Here is a 14,160-nt window from a genome sequence, read left to right on the forward strand (position 1 = left end):
TGGTTTTCGAACATACGAGCCGGTCGGTATGCGGCCCGGACGCACGGGGGGGCATGCATGGCAGATCCTGACGCCGGCTTGGCATTCAAGGTCAATCCGGCCGAACTGGACGGCTGCGGACAGAGCGCGCAGCACATCGGGGGCCTGATACCGGGTGAGACGTCGAAGCTCGCGGAGCCGTGCAACCAGGCCGCCGGTACCTTGCAGGGCTGGCTGACGGCCGCCGCGGTGCGCGACTGCGGCGCCAACTGGAAGACGCTGCTGGACAAGCTCGCCGGCGACATGGGCGACGTCGGCTCCAAGCTCGCCACGACGGCCGCCTACTACCGCCAGGTCGAGAAGGACATCCACACGAGCATGCGGAACCCGGCCGCCCCGGCGCCGGCCGAGCCGGACCCCTTCGGCACGGCGGTCGTCCCGGGCCCCGTGAAGCCTTCGAGCGCGAAGGCGGCCGAGTAGCCCGATGGACATCAAGACCCTCTACGGCGCCAACATCAACAACATCACGATCGCGAAGAACGCCTTCGACACGCTCTACTCGGCCTTCGGCCGGCACATCGAGTCCTGGCAGCACGAGGTCGCCGACCGGCTCACCAACTCGCACTGGACCGGCACCGCCTCCGACCACTGGGCCACGGTGGCGGCGTCCATACACGACATCGTCCTGGTCGGCAGCCCGGGTGTCGGGGTGGACAAGGCGACACAGCTCGGGATCGGCGCGGACCACGTGTACGTCGGCACGGCCAAGAACGACCCCGTCGCGGCCGCGCCGGCTCCCGGGATGCTCGTTCCCGGTTGGGCCGCGGTCGAGGCGATCACGAATCCCGACGGGTCGTGGCACGGCACGGACCCGGCGAGCGAGACCTTCGGCGGGCAGCGCTTCTCGGTGGCCGACGGGACCATGACCGACTCCCACGACAACTACTTCGGCAAGGACGACAAGGGCGGCGACTCGCTCTCCAACATCGGGAGGATCGTGAGCGGCCACGGGAACACGATCACCAGGGAGGATCCGAGGTGAGGGCCGCGGTATGGCGCACGGCCGTGCCAGGGGTACTGCTGGCGCTCCTGGTCGGCTGGTACGCCTGGCCGGAGCCCGCGGAGCCCACCGTGCCGGTCGAGCAGGCGCAGCAGCGGATCGAGGCCGGGTTCGCCGAGGTCGCCGGGGCCTTCCACCCGGGGCTCCAGTGGGCCACGCCGAGGTACGAAACCGACCCCGAGCTGACCGGATTCTGCGGTACGTCCGGGTGCAAGAAGACGGGCCGGACGAAGATGTCCGCCCACCAGGCGGCCCGGGTGCGGATCACCTCCACGCGGGACCAGGAGCCGCTCGACGTCGTCCAGACGCTCTGGACCGGAAAGGGCTACTCAGTCACTCGCAACAAGGGCTCGGTGGAGGTGAAGGGCTCGGGGTTCAGCCTCTGGTTCGCCGTGGGTGTGAACGGTTGCGCCGAGGTGCAAGCCTCCGTGTTCAAGGTCGCCGACATCGGCGATCCTGCCTGGATCGACAGGTTCGGCCCGGCAGGCCGGAACTACGCCGCCACCTGCGCGACGGTCGACGACCCCTACTGGTCACACTGACACCGCGAACCCGCCCGGCCCGACGTCCTCGGGCCGGGCGGGCTCGGCGGTCTCGGTCGTGTGAGTCGGATCAGCGAACGAGGTGCAGGGTGAGGTCGGCCTCGGTCTCGCTGATGTTGTGGATGTGGACCGAGCCGCGGACGGTGCTGAAGGCGCCGGTGCCGCCGGTGACGGCCGCCTGGAACTCGGCGGGCCCGTTGGTCAGCGCGTCGGTGAGCGCGGCCTGGATGGTGATGTCACCGTCGGCCAGCGACAGCGTGACCACGCACTGGGCGGTGCCGCCGCCGGTGACCGAGGTGAAGGTGCACACGCCCTGATCGGTGCCGGCCTTGGTCCCGTCCCGGAACAGGTCGCTGGTGAAGATGAACTCGTCACCGACGCTGGGCCCGCCGTCCTTGTCCACGTCGACGAAGGTCTCGGCCGTGGTCGTCTCGTGGAGCTGGAGCACCTGCTCGCCGCCGTGGTGACCGGCGGGTGCGGTACCGACAGCGGCGGGTGCGGTACCGACAGCGGCGGGCGCGAGGCCGAGCAGGGCGGCCAGGGCGGCGGCCGTGACGAGGCTGGTGGTGGTGAAGCGACGCATCATGCGACTCCTGAGAACGGCATCCTGGTGACGGTCTGTCACCCACCGACGGTTCTACGGGGCGGCCGTCGCTCCGAGACGCCCGGGCGCTCCGACGCACCGGGCGGTCCAGCCGATCGGCGCACCGGGCGGCCGGGGGGCGATCCCCCGCCCGGCCGGGACCGGCTACCCTTCCCGCCATGACCCGTACGCCCCCGGCCCGGCCGCGCCGTCGGACGGTGCTGGCCGCGGGCGCTGCCGCCGTGCTGGCGGGGTGCTCCGGGGGCGGCGGGCCGGAGCGGGCGCTGCGGTTGGCGACCGGGCCCGCGGGCGGGCCGTACAACGCCTTCGGGCGGACGTTGGCCGACACCGTGACGGCCGGGCACCGGCGGCTGACGCTGACCCCGGTGGGCACGGCGGCCAGCGTCGACAACCTCCGGCGGCTCGACGACGGTTCGGTCGACCTCGCCCTGACCACGGCGGACGTCGCCGAGGACGCGGTGCTGGGCCGCGACACCTTCGCCCGCCCGCTCGGTGTGTCGGCGCTCGCCCGCGTGTACGTCAACTACATCCACCTGATCGCCCCCGCCGACGGCCCGGTGCGCGAACTCGCCGACCTCGCCGGACGACGCGTCGCCACCGGCGCGGTCGGCTCGGGACTCCAGGTGACGGCGAAGCGGCTGCTCCGGCAGGCGGCGCTCACCGGCGGCCCCGCGTCCGGGCAACCGCCGGTCCAGCAGGAGACGCTCGGGCTCGCCGACTCGCTGGCCGCCCTGCGCGCGGGCAGCGTGGACGCCGCGTTCTGGTCCGGCGGCGTGCCGACCCCCGCCGTCACCGACCTCTCGCAGGAGCTGCCGGTCCGCTTCGTGCCCCTGGACGCCGTCGCCGAGACCCTGCGCGCCCGGTACGGCCCCGTCTACACGTCCGTCACGCTCCCCGCCGGCGCCTACGGACTGCGGAGCCCGATCGGCACCCTCGGCGTCGGCAACTACCTCACCGCCCGACCGGACGTCCCCGACGACGCGGTGCGCGAGCTGCTCGGGATCCTCTTCGACGAGTGGGCCACCGTGCTGCGCGCCGTGACCGCCGGAGCCCGGCTGGAGCCCCGCTTCGCCGTCTCCACCGGCTCGGTGCCCCTCCACCCGGGAGCCGCGGCCTACTACCGGTCCGTCTACGGCTGAGCGGCCCCCGGGAGCCGGAACTCGACGGTCAGCCCGTGCGGGCTCGTCGGGCGGACGCTCAACGAGCCGCCGCACGCCCGCGCGAGTTCGTCGGCGATGGCCAGGCCCAGTCCCGTTCCCGGCAGGTTCTGGTGCTCCGGAGCGCGCGCGAACCTCCCCGACAGCAGCGGGAGTTGCTCGCCGGACACCCCCGGACCGGTGTCGGCCACCCGGACCACGGCACTGCCGTCCTGCGCGGCCTCCGCCACCACCCGCACGCACTCCCCCGCCGGCACGAACTTGTTGGCGTTGTCGAGCAGCGCGTCCAGGATCCGCCCCGCCGCGTCCGGCAGCGCCACCGCCCGCAGGCCGGGCGCGACCCGCGCCGTCAGCTCCTGCCCGTCGGCGCCGAACACGGGCATCCAGGCCGCCACCCGGTCCGTCACGGCCGAGGACACGTCGTGCTCCCCCAGCGGCACCGTGGCCGACTCCATCCGGGCCAGTGCCAGCAGGCCGTCGAGCAGTTCCTCCAGCCGGTCCGCCTCGTCCAGGGCCGCCGCGTGCGACTCCCGCCCCGGGCCCGGCGGCAGGTGCGGCTCGGCGTTCTCCAGTTGCAGCACCAGGGTCGCCAGCGGGTTGCGCAGCTGGTGGGACGCGTCGGCGACGAAGTCCCGCTGGCGGCGCAGCGAGTCGGCGACGGCCTGCGCCATGCTGTCGAAGTGCCGCCGCAGTCGGCGCAGTTCGGGCGGTCCGGTGTCCGCGGCGACCCGGACCTCCGGTCGGCCGCCCGCCACGGTCGCCACCGCCCGGTCCAGGTCGTCGAGCGGGCGCAGCAGCCAGCGGGCGATGCCGACCGCGACGAGGGCGGCGGCGGCGAAGGCCGTGACGGCGCCGGCGGCGATGAGCGTCCAGCGGACGAGGACGTCGTGGCGCGCGGGGTCGGCGGGGACGGCGAGCAGGACGGCGCCGCTGACCCGTTCGTCCTGTCCGACGGGTTCGGCGAGCACGACGGTGTCCGGTCCCCAGGGGCGGATGGTGGGCAGGGCCTCGGTGGAGCGGCCGGTGAGGGCGCGGCTTCGGGCATCGGCCGCCGCCGGGCCGTTCGGGGCCCGCCCGGCCTGGCCGACGGTGTGTCCGGCCGCGTCGACGACGGTGACGGCGGCGCCGTAGAGCTGGGCGTAGCGGGTGAGTTCGGCGTCGAGTTCGCGGCGGTCGGCGTCGGTGCGGATCCGGTTGGCGAGGTCGGCGAAGCGGACGCCGTCGGCGCGGCGTTGGAGCAGGAGGTGTTCGGTGCGGCCGCGGGCGTAGGACTCGGCGAGGGGGAGGGACAGGAGCAGCACGGCCGCGCCGATCAGGGCGGTGAGGACGGCGAGCAGGCGGCGCCTCACGGTTCTGCGCCCAGGTCGCCGAGCTGGTAGCCGTATCCGCGGATGGTGCGCACGAGCCCGGCGCGCCCGGTCTTGGCCCGGATGCCGGCGATGTGCACGTCGAGGGAGCGCGAGGAGGCGAGGAACGCGTCGCCCCAGATCCGGTCGAGGATCTCCTCGCGCGAGCGGACCTCCCCGGGTCGGGCGGCGAGCAGTGCGAGGACGTCGAACTCGCGCCGGGTGAGCCGGACCGGGACGCCGTCGACGGTGACGCTCCGCCCGGCGAGGTCGATCCCGACGTCCCCGGTGCGCACCCGCGGTTCGGCGCTCTCCGAGGGCTGTCGCCCGGAACGGCTGCGCACGGTGTCGATGCGGGCGATGAGCTCGGCCAGCCGGAACGGCTTGACCACGTAGTCGTCGGCGCCCGCCCGCAGCCCCTGGACGATGTCGCGCTCCTCGCTGCGGGCGGTGACGACGATCAGCGGCAGGTCGCACACGGTGCGCAGCCTGCGCAACAGTTCGAGGCCGTCCAGGTCGGGGAGGCCGAGGTCGAGCAGGACGAACTCGGCCTCCCGGGCGTGCCGGAGCGCCTCGGCGGCGCGGACCACCCGCCGTACGGTGTGCCCGCGCCGCGTGAGGGCGGTGCCGAGGGCCTGGGCCATGCGGTCGTCGTCCTCGACGAGCAGCATGTGCATGCGGACCTCCGAGCGTCGGGGTGCCTACCGTACGGCCTCCGGCACGGCGGGCGCAGCCGCTTCCTCGCCGGGGGTGAGCACGGCCTTGCGGGTGTCCGGCATGAGGACGTACGTGACCAGTGACACCAGGGCGCAGCCGGAGACGTACCAGAAGAACCCGGACTCGTGCCCGCTGTTCTTGAACCAGAGCGCGATGTACTCGGCCGTCCCGCCGAACAGCGCGTTGGCGAGGGCGTACGGGAGGGCGACGCCGAGGGCGCGGATGCGGGTGGGGAACAGCTCGGCCTTCACGGCGGCGTTGATCGAGGTGTAGCCGGTGACGATCAGCAGGGCCACCAGGGAGAGGCCGAGGGCGGACCAGTACGAGGACGCCGAGCCGAGGGCGGACATCAGCGGGTAGGTGCCGATCGTGCAGCCGACGGCGAAGGCGATGAGCAGCGGGCGCCGTCCGATGCGGTCGGAGAGCAGCCCGGCGAGCGGCTGGACGCCGGCGAACACGGCGAGGGCGGTGAAGCTGACCAGCGTCGCGGTGTTCTTGGGGAGCCCGGCGCTGCCGATCAGGTACTTGGTCAGGTAGGTGGTGTACGTGTAGTAGGCGACGGTGCCGCCGAGGGTGAGCGCCATCACCAGGCCCGCCTGGCGGCGGTGTTCCCACAGGGTCCGCAGCGTGCCCCGGGCACCGGTGCCGCTGCCGCTCTCCGAGGTGAACGCGTCCGTCTCCGGAAGGCGGCGGCGCAGCCACAGCACGACGATCGCGAACACGGCACCGAGCAGGAACGGAACGCGCCACCCCCAGGAGTGCAACTGCTCGGTGCTGAGCGTGTGTTGCATGACGATGAGGATGCCCAGGCCGAGCAGCTGGCCGCAGGTCATCGACACGTACTGGAAGGAGGACCCGAGCCCGCGCCGGTCGGGCGCGGACGCCTCGGTCAGGTAGGTGGCGCTGGCGGCGTACTCCCCGCCGATGCTCATCCCCTGCAGCAGCCGCGCCAGCAGCAGGACGACGGCACCGAGGTACCCGGCCTGCCCGTACGTCGGCGCGATCGCGATGAGCACGGCTGCCACCGACATCATCGTGACCGTCAGCGTCAGCGCGCTCTTGCGCCCGTTCCGGTCGGCGGCCCGCCCGAGGACCCACCCGCCGACCGGCCGCATCAGGAAGCCGACGGCGAAGATCCCGGCGGTGTTCATCAGCTTGGCCGTGGAGTTCGACCCGGGGAAGAACTCGTCGGCGAAGTACACCGCGAAGCTGGCGTAGACGAACCAGTCGTACCACTCGACCAGGTTCCCGAGCGACCCGCCGACGAGCGCGAGCCGCCTCCGGGCCCGCTCCTGACGGGGCGGCTGCGAACGGCCGCCGGGCGGCTGTGGACGGGCGCCGGGCGACTGCGACTCGGCCTCGGGCGAAGGGGGCGGCTCGGGCGACTCGAGCGGCGACGGGGACATGGCGGCTCCACGGATTCTCCGGCGGGTGGGGTGCCCCAGAGCGTGCAGCCGCGTCCCGCCCGGCGGCAAGGACCTCGGCCCGGATCTAACGTTCCGCTAAGGAAGCGGCCCGACCGGGGCGGGGCGCGTCGTCGCTCCGTCAGTTCGCCAGGGCCGTGCGGAGGAAGGCGAGGATCTCCGCCCGGGCGGCCTCGGCCTGGGGTTCCAGGCCGGGCAGGGTGAGGAACGCGTGGGGCGCGCCCGGGTACTCGGTGAGCCGCACCGGGGTCCCGGCCGCGTGCAGTCGCTCGGCGTAGCGGCGGCCGTGGTCGGCGAGCGCGTCCCGGGTGGGCACGATCACGAGCGCCGGGGCGAGTCCGCCCAGGTCGTCCGCGTGCAGCGGCGAGACCGCGCGGGGGTCGCCGCCCGGCTCGACGGCGAGCCGCCGGACGAGCTGCAGGACCGGCAGGGCCCGGGTCGGGGTGTGGGCGTACTCGGTGATCGAGGGGTGGTCGAACATCGTCCCGGTGACGTCGACGGCGGGGTTGACCAGGACCTGTGCCTTGAGCTCCAGGCCGGCCTCCCTGGCCCGGACGGCCGTCAGCGCGCTGATCAGCGCGCCGCAGCTCTCACCGAAGACGGCCGCGCGCGCCGGGTCGACGCCCCACTGCGCCGCGTGGCGCAGCACGTGCCGCAGGACGTCCCAGCCGTCGTCGGCGGCGTTGGTGAGTGGGCTGTCGGGGGCGAGGAGGCGGTGCTCGACCGAGACGACGACGGCGGGCAGCCGGGCGGCGAGGTGGCTGCTGGTCCAGTCGCACTGCACCGCCGTGCCCACGAAGCCGCCTCCGTGGACGTGGACCACGAGCGGCAGGTCGGTCCGGGCCACGGCGTCCCCGTGTCCCGTCGGGGCCGGACGGTAGACCCGGACGGGCAGGTCGCGGCCGGGCAGTGCGATCTCCTGCCAGTCGATCGCGGCGCCGGCGTCCGGCTCTCCGAGGAACGCGCGCGCCGCGTCGGAGGCCCGGAAGCGGTTCTCCGCCTCGCGGTAGGCGAGCAGTTCGGCGGTCGTGATGGCCGAGAAGTCCGGCTCCGGCGGCCGGGTGGCGCCGGTGGTCTCGCTCATGTGTCCTACTCCCCCTCCCGGCCGGGTGCCGGGTGTCGTCGTGACCGGACAGTGCGTTGCCCTTATTATGCACGCAGTGCGTGCATCAGCAAGTGCATAGGTTAGGCTGAGCCCGGACGGGAGGGGCGAGAGGAGAGGGGCGAGATGACGGGCCGACGGCGGTGGTCGACCGAGGAGATCCTGGACACGGCGGCGGAACTGCTGCGCACGGGCGACGCCGAGTCGTTCAGCGTGCGCAGACTCGCCGCGGCGCTCGGGACCGACTCCTCCAGCCTCTACCGGCACTTCCGCAACAAGACCGAGCTGCTGCGCGCGGTCGCCGACCGGGTCCTGCTGGCCGCCATGGACGACTACCCCGTGGGCGACCACGCCGAGTGCGACTGGAAGCAGCGCATCACCGCGCTGGCCCTGCACCTGCGCGACGCCTTCGGCGAGCAGCCCCAACTCGCCGCGGTGTGGGGACGCTACGGCTCCGGCGGCACCGGATCCCGGTCGGTCATGGAGGAGGTGCTGCAGGCCCTGCGCGCGTCCGGCCTGCCCGACGAGGAGGTCCCGGTGCGGTACCACCGCCTCGTGATCCTCCTCGCCTCGCTGATCACCTCCGAGGCCGGCATCAGCACCATCGCCCCCGAGGAGTACGAGCAGGGCATGGAGCAGTTCCGCGTCGCGGTGCTCGGCGCCGACCCCGAACGCTTCCCCGCCCTGGCCCACTTCGCCCGCGACATCCGCCCCCTCGGGGCGGAGCGCCGCGCCGCGTTCGAGGAGATCCTCGCCGCCCACCTCGCCCAGGTCGAGGCCCGGATCCCCTGACGCGTCGAGCCATGGGGGCTTCGCGCCGCCGCTGTCGGCATGCGGCTTCGTTCCGGTCGGCGGAGCATGTAGCAGACGAGCGGAGGCGCAGTGGCGAAGGAAGAGGGTCCCGCCCCGGCCGCGGGTGATCTGGTGGTGCTGAGCGGCGTCAACAAGCACTTCGGCGCGCTCCACGTCCTGCGGGACATCGACCTGACGATCGCCCGCGGCGAGGTGGTCGTCGTGATCGGGCCGTCCGGCGGCGGCAAGTCCACGCTGTGCCGCGCCATCAACCGGCTGGAGACCATCGACTCCGGCGAGATCGCCATCGACGGCAGGCCGTTGCCCGCCGAGGGCCGCGAGCTGGCCGCGCTGCGGGCCGATGTGGGCATGGTCTTCCAGTCCTTCAACCTCTTCGCGCACAAGACGGTGCTGCAGAACGTGACGCTCGGGCAGGTCAAGGTCCGCGGGAAGGACAGGAAGGCGGCCGACGAGCGGGCACGCAGCCTGCTGGAGCGGGTGGGGGTTGCGGAGCAGGCCGACAAGTACCCCGCGCAGCTCTCCGGGGGCCAGCAGCAGCGGGTCGCGATCGCCAGGGCGCTGGCGATGGACCCGAAGATCATGCTCTTCGACGAGCCGACCTCCGCGCTCGACCCCGAGATGATCAACGAGGTGCTGGAGGTGATGCGCCAGCTCGCCCGGGACGGAATGACCATGGTCGTCGTCACCCACGAGATGGGATTCGCCCGTTCGGCCGCGAACCGGGTGGTGTTCATGGCCGATGGCCGGATCGTGGAGGAGACGACGCCCGATCGGTTCTTCAGCAACCCGAGCAGCGAGCGGGCCAAGGACTTCCTCGCGAAGATCCTGCACCACTGACCGGGCCTGGTCGGGCCGGACCAGGCCGGTATCCCAGACCTCCGAGGACGAGGAATGATCACCATGAAGCTTCGCAAGGCCACCGTCGCGGCCGCCGCCGTGCTCGTGCTGTCGCCGATCGCCGCCGGATGCGGATCCAGCGGCGGCGGCGGTGGCGGTGCCAGCGGGAGCGCGAGCGCCTCCGGCAAGAAGATCGTCGTGGGCATCAAGTTCGACCAGCCCGGCATCGGCCTGAAGACCCCGGAGGGCAAGTACACCGGCTTCGACGTGGACGTGGCCACGTACGTCGCCAAGCAGCTCGGCCACGCTCCCGGCGACATCGAGTTCAAGGAGGCCAAGAGCGCCGACCGCGAGACGCTGCTGCAGCGCGGGGACGTCGACTTCATCGCCGCCTCGTACTCGATCACTCCCGCGCGCTCGGAGAAGGTCGACTTCGCCGGCCCGTACCTGCTGGCGCACCAGGACGTCCTGATCCGGGCCGACGACGACTCCATCAAGACGCCCCAGGACCTCAACAACAAGAAGCTCTGCTCGGTCACCGGTTCCACCTCCGCGCAGAACGTCAAGACGAAGATCGCGCCCAACGCCCAACTGCAGGAGTACGGCGGCTACTCCGAGTGCCTGACCGGCCTGGAGAACAAGGTGATCGACGCCCTGACCACCGACGACTCGATCCTCGCCGGCTACGCCGCGCAGCCCCAGTTCAAGGGCAAGTTCAAGCTCGGCGGCTTCAAGATGAGCAACGAGAACTACGGCATCGGCGTCCAGAAGGGCAGCGCGCTCAAGGAGCAGATCAACACCGCGCTGCAGAAGATGGTCAGCGACGGCTCCTGGGACGCGGCCGTCAAGAAGAACTTCGGCCCGGCGAACTACCACAACGAGCCCGCTCCGACGATCGGCGTCATCGTCACCTGAGGCGGCGGGAGAGACACCGTGTTCGACTTTCTCCAGGGTTACGACCTGCTGGGGGCCTTCTGGGTGACGGTGCAGCTCACCTTCTACTCCGCCATCGGCTCACTGCTCTGGGGCACCCTGCTGGCCGCCATGCGGGTCAGCCCGGTGCCCCTGATGCGCGGCTTCGGCACCGCCTACGTCAACGTGGTCCGGAACATCCCGCTCACCGTGATCATCGTCTTCACCTCGCTGGGCATGTTCCAGACGCTCGGCGTCACGTTCGGCGCCGACACCTTCAAGGTGATCAACTTCCGGCTCGCCGTGTTCGGTCTGATCGCCTACACCTCGGCGTTCGTCTGCGAGGCGCTGCGCTCCGGCATCAACACGGTGCCCGTCGGGCAGACCGAGGCGGCCCGGGCCATCGGCCTGAGGTTCTCCCAGGTCCTGCGGCTCGTCGTGCTCCCCCAGGCCTTCCGCTCCGTGGTGGGTCCGCTGGCGAACGTGCTGATCGCGCTGACCAAGAACACCACCGTGGCCTCGGCGATCGGGGTCGCCGAGGCCGCCGCGCTGATGCGGGTCATGATCGAGAACGAGGCCCAACTCCTGCTGATCTCAGCCGTCTTCGCGTTCGGCTTCATCTGCCTCACCCTTCCGACCGGACTGTTCCTCGGCTGGGTGAGCCGGAAGGTGTCGGTGAAGCGATGAGCTCGCGGGCCGTGCTGTACGACCCGCCCGGGCCGCGGGCGAAACGGCGCAACCTGCTGTTCACGGCGCTGTTCCTGGTCGCCCTGGCCGGCGTGGTCTGGTGGGTGGTGCAGAGCCTCGCCGACAAGAACCAGCTCGAATGGGCCAAGTGGAAGCCGTTCTTCACGGACTCGGGCGCCTGGGACACCTTCCTCCTGCCCGGGCTCCGGAACACCCTGATCGCCGCCGCGCTCGCCATGGTCATCGCACTGCCGCTCGGAGCGCTGTTCGGCATCGCTCGGCTCTCCGAGCACCGGTGGGTGCGGGTGGCCTCCGGCACGGTGGTGGAGTTCTTCCGCGCCATCCCGGTGCTCATCCTGATGCTCTTCGCCAACGCGGCGTACTCCGAGTACACGGACGTCGGTCCCGATGTCCGGCCGCTGTACGCCGTCGTCACCGGCCTCGTCCTCTACAACGCCTCCGTGCTCGCCGAGATCGTACGGGCCGGGATCCTCGCCCTCCCCCGGGGCCAGAGCGACGCGGCGAAGGCGATCGGCATGCGGAAGAACCAGGTGATGCGGTACGTGCTGCTGCCGCAGTCGGTCACGGCGATGCTGCCCGCGATCGTCAGCCAGCTGGTGGTCATCGTCAAGGACACCGCACTGGGCGGCGCTCTGCTCGGCTTCTCCGAACTGCTGGCGTCGGTGCGGCCGATGAGCGCGAACTTCGGCGCGAACACGATCGCCAGCTTCACCGTCGTCGCGGTGGTCTTCGTCGTGCTGAACTTCGCGCTCACGTCCTTCGCGGGCTGGCTGGAGGGCCGGCTCCGGCGCGGCAAGCGCTCCACCGGGGCGGTCGTCGTCGCCGAGGCGGTCGACGAGCTGGCGACACCGGGCGAGCACGTCCGCCGCGAGGACCTCGGCGGCAACTGACCTGCGGGTGACCGAAGTTGGTCAAACCGCCGCCATCACGGAGCTGTCATCACAGGTCACAGTGCACGCCGGTGGATCCGGCTTCAAATCTCGAGCACGTGTTTCACACATCCCCCTCTTCCGACGGCTCCGATGCTCTACATTGATTTAGCCCCGCCCGTTCGGACATCGGGCGACGGAAGTGATCCACAGGTCCGTCGCTGTCGACTGCCGACATTCGCGTCCAGGGCGTCAGGCGTGGGGGAGATCAATTCTCGGGGCCCGAGCGTGGGCTTCGGGCATGGGGGAAGCAAACACCGGCGGGTTTCCCGCCTGCCCGGAAAACTCCGGCAGGGCGTGGAGCCCTTTGCCGCCGGGGCTGGTTGTTCGAGCACCACTGCACCATCCGATTCGGCATGCGCGGGGGGGCGGGGACCTCCGAGGGACGAACAGCGCGGCGCGGGGGGGCAGGGCCTCCCGAGGGAGGAACAGGTGCGGGAGGCGCGAGCCTCCCGGGGGGAGGAATCGTGTGGAGCGAGCACGTCGAACCCACCGGTGACCTGGCGGGAGCTGTGGAACAGGAGGAAGGAGAATTAGTCAGCCCGTTTCTGGCGGCGCACGGGCGTGCGGGGAACGGGAGAATCAGCCGGTCCGAGATCGACTGGGAGCAGCAGTACCGCCGTACTGTGATCATCAGCGACACCGTGGCGACCGGCTTCGTGGTAGCGGCAATCGGCGGCTTCTTCGGGGTTCGGGACGCGGCCAACTGGCACGAGAAATGGGGAATTCTCGCTTTCGGCACCGAACTGCTCGTGCTGGGCGCGCTTGCGGTGACCCGTGCGTGGGCTTCGGCCGTACTCGGTCAGGGCGCCGAGGAATTCCGCAGGCTCGGACGCTCGCTGTTCACGGCGGCCGTTCTGCTGGCGCTCGGCGGAATCGCCCTGACCTCGCACAACATCAAGCTCTGGATCTTCGTCGCGATTCCGGCGATCACGCTCGTCACCATGACCGAGCGGTACCTGCTGCGTCTGTGGCTGCACAGACGGCGTTACGAAGGACGGTGCCTGCGCCCGGTGCTCGCCGCCGGGAGCGTGGCCACCGTGCGCGACCTGATCGCCCGGACCCGCAAGTTCCCGCACCTCGGCTGGCGGGTGGAGGCGGTGTGCACGCCGGACGGCCGCGGGCCGGACGGTGATCGGGTGGACGGCGTACCGGTCGTCGGCCGCCTGACGGACGTCGCCAACCACGTCCGCCGCGACGGCTACCGGGTCGTCGCGATCACCCCGGACCCGCACTGGTCGCCGGATCGGCTGCAGCGGCTGGCCTGGAACCTGGAGGGCAGCGATGCCGAGATGGTCGTCGCCCCCGTGCTGATGGAGGTGGCCGGCCCGCGGCTGCACGTGGACGCGGTGCTCGGGATCCCGCTGCTGCGGGTCAGCATGCCGACCTTCACCGGGGGCCCCCGGGCGGTCAAGGAGGTCGTCGACCGGCTGGGCGCCGCGGTCCTGCTGGTCCTGTTCGCTCCGCTGATGCTGCTCGTCGGGCTGCTCGTGCTGGCGGACAGCCGGGGCGGGGCGTTCTACCGCCAGCACCGGGTCGGCAAGGACGGCCGCGAGTTCACGATCGTCAAGTTCCGCACCATGGTCGTCGGGGCCGACCGGGCGCGGGCCGAGCTGGCCGACCGCAACGAGGGCGCCGGCCTGCTGTTCAAGCTCCGCCGGGATCCGCGGGTGACCCGGGTCGGAGGGGTACTGCGCCGGTACTCGCTCGACGAGCTCCCGCAGCTGCTCAACGTGCTCACCGGCTCGATGTCGCTCGTCGGTCCGCGGCCCCCGCTGCCGGAGGAGTCCGCCGCGTACGGCCCGGACATCCGGCGGCGGCTGCTCGTCAAGCCCGGGCTGACCGGCCTGTGGCAGATCAGCGGGCGCAGCGACCTGCCGTGGGAGGAGGCGGTCCGACTGGACCTGCGGTACGTGGAGGACTGGTCGCTCGCCCTGGACGCGGTGATCCTCTGGAAGACGCTGCGGGCGGTGCTGCACGGGCAGGGGGCGTACTGATGCGCGGGGGGCGTCGCCCGGTCGGCGCGTGGA

15 protein-coding genes are annotated in these 14,160 nt (G+C 71.9%); 10 read left to right on the forward strand and 5 right to left on the reverse strand.

Annotated elements, in window-relative coordinates:
- Positions 1 to 57 precede the first annotated feature (57 nt).
- The 3 genes from ACZ3TI_RS26430 to ACZ3TI_RS26440 are packed head-to-tail and all read left to right on the forward strand — an operon-like array spanning position 58 to position 1,581.
- A complete protein-coding gene (locus ACZ3TI_RS26430) occupies positions 58 to 459 on the forward strand; it encodes a WXG100 family type VII secretion target (protein WP_465730282.1) in 402 nt (133 codons plus the stop codon).
- A 4-nt stretch (positions 460 to 463) separates the two neighbouring features.
- Positions 464 to 1,021, forward strand: coding sequence for an alpha/beta hydrolase (locus ACZ3TI_RS26435; protein ID WP_465730284.1), 558 nt, complete (start codon positions 464 to 466; stop codon positions 1,019 to 1,021).
- Positions 1,018 to 1,581, forward strand: a complete 564-nt coding sequence (locus ACZ3TI_RS26440) for a hypothetical protein (protein WP_465730286.1) — start codon at positions 1,018 to 1,020, stop codon at positions 1,579 to 1,581. The genes ACZ3TI_RS26435 and ACZ3TI_RS26440 overlap by 4 nt, the downstream gene beginning before the upstream one ends.
- Positions 1,582 to 1,651: 70 nt before the next feature.
- Here ACZ3TI_RS26440 and ACZ3TI_RS26445 read toward each other — a convergent pair whose 3' ends face one another.
- On the reverse strand, positions 1,652 to 2,167 hold the full coding sequence (locus ACZ3TI_RS26445; RefSeq protein WP_465730288.1) for an allene oxide cyclase barrel-like domain-containing protein: 516 nt from the start codon (positions 2,165 to 2,167) through the stop codon (positions 1,652 to 1,654).
- A gap of 176 nt (positions 2,168 to 2,343) precedes the next feature.
- Here ACZ3TI_RS26445 and ACZ3TI_RS26450 point away from each other — a divergent pair, with 176 nt between their 5' ends.
- Complete coding sequence (locus tag ACZ3TI_RS26450; RefSeq protein WP_465730290.1) at positions 2,344 to 3,324, forward strand: TAXI family TRAP transporter solute-binding subunit; 981 nt, start codon at positions 2,344 to 2,346, stop codon at positions 3,322 to 3,324.
- On the opposite strand, the gene ACZ3TI_RS26455 is transcribed toward ACZ3TI_RS26450, so the two are convergent.
- From ACZ3TI_RS26455 to ACZ3TI_RS26470, 4 genes are all read right to left on the reverse strand, one after another.
- Complete coding sequence (locus ACZ3TI_RS26455; RefSeq protein WP_465730292.1) at positions 3,315 to 4,691, reverse strand: HAMP domain-containing sensor histidine kinase; 1,377 nt, start codon at positions 4,689 to 4,691, stop codon at positions 3,315 to 3,317. The genes ACZ3TI_RS26450 and ACZ3TI_RS26455 overlap by 10 nt on opposite strands.
- Positions 4,688 to 5,365, reverse strand: coding sequence for a response regulator transcription factor (locus ACZ3TI_RS26460; RefSeq protein ID WP_465730294.1), 678 nt, complete (start codon positions 5,363 to 5,365; stop codon positions 4,688 to 4,690). Before ACZ3TI_RS26460 ends, ACZ3TI_RS26455 begins: the two co-directional genes overlap by 4 nt.
- Positions 5,366 to 5,389: 24 nt before the next feature.
- On the reverse strand, positions 5,390 to 6,811 hold the full coding sequence (locus ACZ3TI_RS26465) for an MFS transporter (protein WP_465730296.1): 1,422 nt from the start codon (positions 6,809 to 6,811) through the stop codon (positions 5,390 to 5,392).
- Between the two features lie 139 nt (positions 6,812 to 6,950).
- Positions 6,951 to 7,913 carry an alpha/beta hydrolase gene (locus tag ACZ3TI_RS26470; protein WP_465730298.1) on the reverse strand — a complete coding sequence of 321 codons (963 nt, stop codon included), beginning with the start codon at positions 7,911 to 7,913 and terminating at the stop codon, positions 6,951 to 6,953.
- A 144-nt stretch (positions 7,914 to 8,057) separates the two neighbouring features.
- Here ACZ3TI_RS26470 and ACZ3TI_RS26475 point away from each other — a divergent pair, with 144 nt between their 5' ends.
- The 6 genes from ACZ3TI_RS26475 (at position 8,058) to ACZ3TI_RS26500 (ending at position 14,127) form a co-directional block, all read left to right on the forward strand.
- Positions 8,058 to 8,723, forward strand: a complete 666-nt coding sequence (locus tag ACZ3TI_RS26475; RefSeq protein WP_465730300.1) for a TetR/AcrR family transcriptional regulator — start codon at positions 8,058 to 8,060, stop codon at positions 8,721 to 8,723.
- A gap of 90 nt (positions 8,724 to 8,813) precedes the next feature.
- Complete coding sequence (locus ACZ3TI_RS26480) at positions 8,814 to 9,581, forward strand: amino acid ABC transporter ATP-binding protein (protein ID WP_465730302.1); 768 nt, start codon at positions 8,814 to 8,816, stop codon at positions 9,579 to 9,581.
- A gap of 63 nt (positions 9,582 to 9,644) precedes the next feature.
- Positions 9,645 to 10,496 carry a glutamate ABC transporter substrate-binding protein gene (locus tag ACZ3TI_RS26485; protein ID WP_465730304.1) on the forward strand — a complete coding sequence of 284 codons (852 nt, stop codon included), beginning with the start codon at positions 9,645 to 9,647 and terminating at the stop codon, positions 10,494 to 10,496.
- 18 nt (positions 10,497 to 10,514) lie between these two features.
- Positions 10,515 to 11,180 (forward strand): amino acid ABC transporter permease, encoded by a 666-nt coding sequence (locus tag ACZ3TI_RS26490; RefSeq protein ID WP_465730306.1) that lies wholly within the window; start codon positions 10,515 to 10,517, stop codon positions 11,178 to 11,180.
- Positions 11,177 to 12,091, forward strand: a complete 915-nt coding sequence (locus ACZ3TI_RS26495) for an amino acid ABC transporter permease (RefSeq protein ID WP_465730308.1) — start codon at positions 11,177 to 11,179, stop codon at positions 12,089 to 12,091. Before ACZ3TI_RS26490 ends, ACZ3TI_RS26495 begins: the two co-directional genes overlap by 4 nt.
- 551 nt (positions 12,092 to 12,642) lie before the next feature.
- Positions 12,643 to 14,127: a sugar transferase gene (locus ACZ3TI_RS26500; protein ID WP_465730514.1), complete on the forward strand. Its 1,485-nt coding sequence runs from the start codon at positions 12,643 to 12,645 to the stop codon at positions 14,125 to 14,127.
- Positions 14,128 to 14,160 lie beyond the last annotated feature (33 nt).

The organism is Kitasatospora sp. NPDC023120 (assembly GCF_055560835.1).

Bases quoted from the DNA above. Each gene is read 5' to 3' on its own strand.
- ACZ3TI_RS26430 (WP_465730282.1), top strand. From the start codon at position 58: ATGGCAGATCCTGACGCCGGCTTGGCATTCAAGGTCAATCCGGCCGAA.
- ACZ3TI_RS26435 (WP_465730284.1), top strand. From the start codon at position 464: ATGGACATCAAGACCCTCTACGGCGCCAACATCAACAACATCACGATC.
- ACZ3TI_RS26445 (WP_465730288.1), bottom strand. From the start codon at position 2,167: ATGATGCGTCGCTTCACCACCACCAGCCTCGTCACGGCCGCCGCCCTG.
- ACZ3TI_RS26450 (WP_465730290.1), top strand. From the start codon at position 2,344: ATGACCCGTACGCCCCCGGCCCGGCCGCGCCGTCGGACGGTGCTGGCC.
- ACZ3TI_RS26460 (WP_465730294.1), bottom strand. From the start codon at position 5,365: ATGCACATGCTGCTCGTCGAGGACGACGACCGCATGGCCCAGGCCCTC.
- ACZ3TI_RS26465 (WP_465730296.1), bottom strand. From the start codon at position 6,811: ATGTCCCCGTCGCCGCTCGAGTCGCCCGAGCCGCCCCCTTCGCCCGAG.
- ACZ3TI_RS26470 (WP_465730298.1), bottom strand. From the start codon at position 7,913: ATGAGCGAGACCACCGGCGCCACCCGGCCGCCGGAGCCGGACTTCTCG.
- ACZ3TI_RS26475 (WP_465730300.1), top strand. From the start codon at position 8,058: ATGACGGGCCGACGGCGGTGGTCGACCGAGGAGATCCTGGACACGGCG.
- ACZ3TI_RS26485 (WP_465730304.1), top strand. From the start codon at position 9,645: ATGAAGCTTCGCAAGGCCACCGTCGCGGCCGCCGCCGTGCTCGTGCTG.
- ACZ3TI_RS26495 (WP_465730308.1), top strand. From the start codon at position 11,177: ATGAGCTCGCGGGCCGTGCTGTACGACCCGCCCGGGCCGCGGGCGAAA.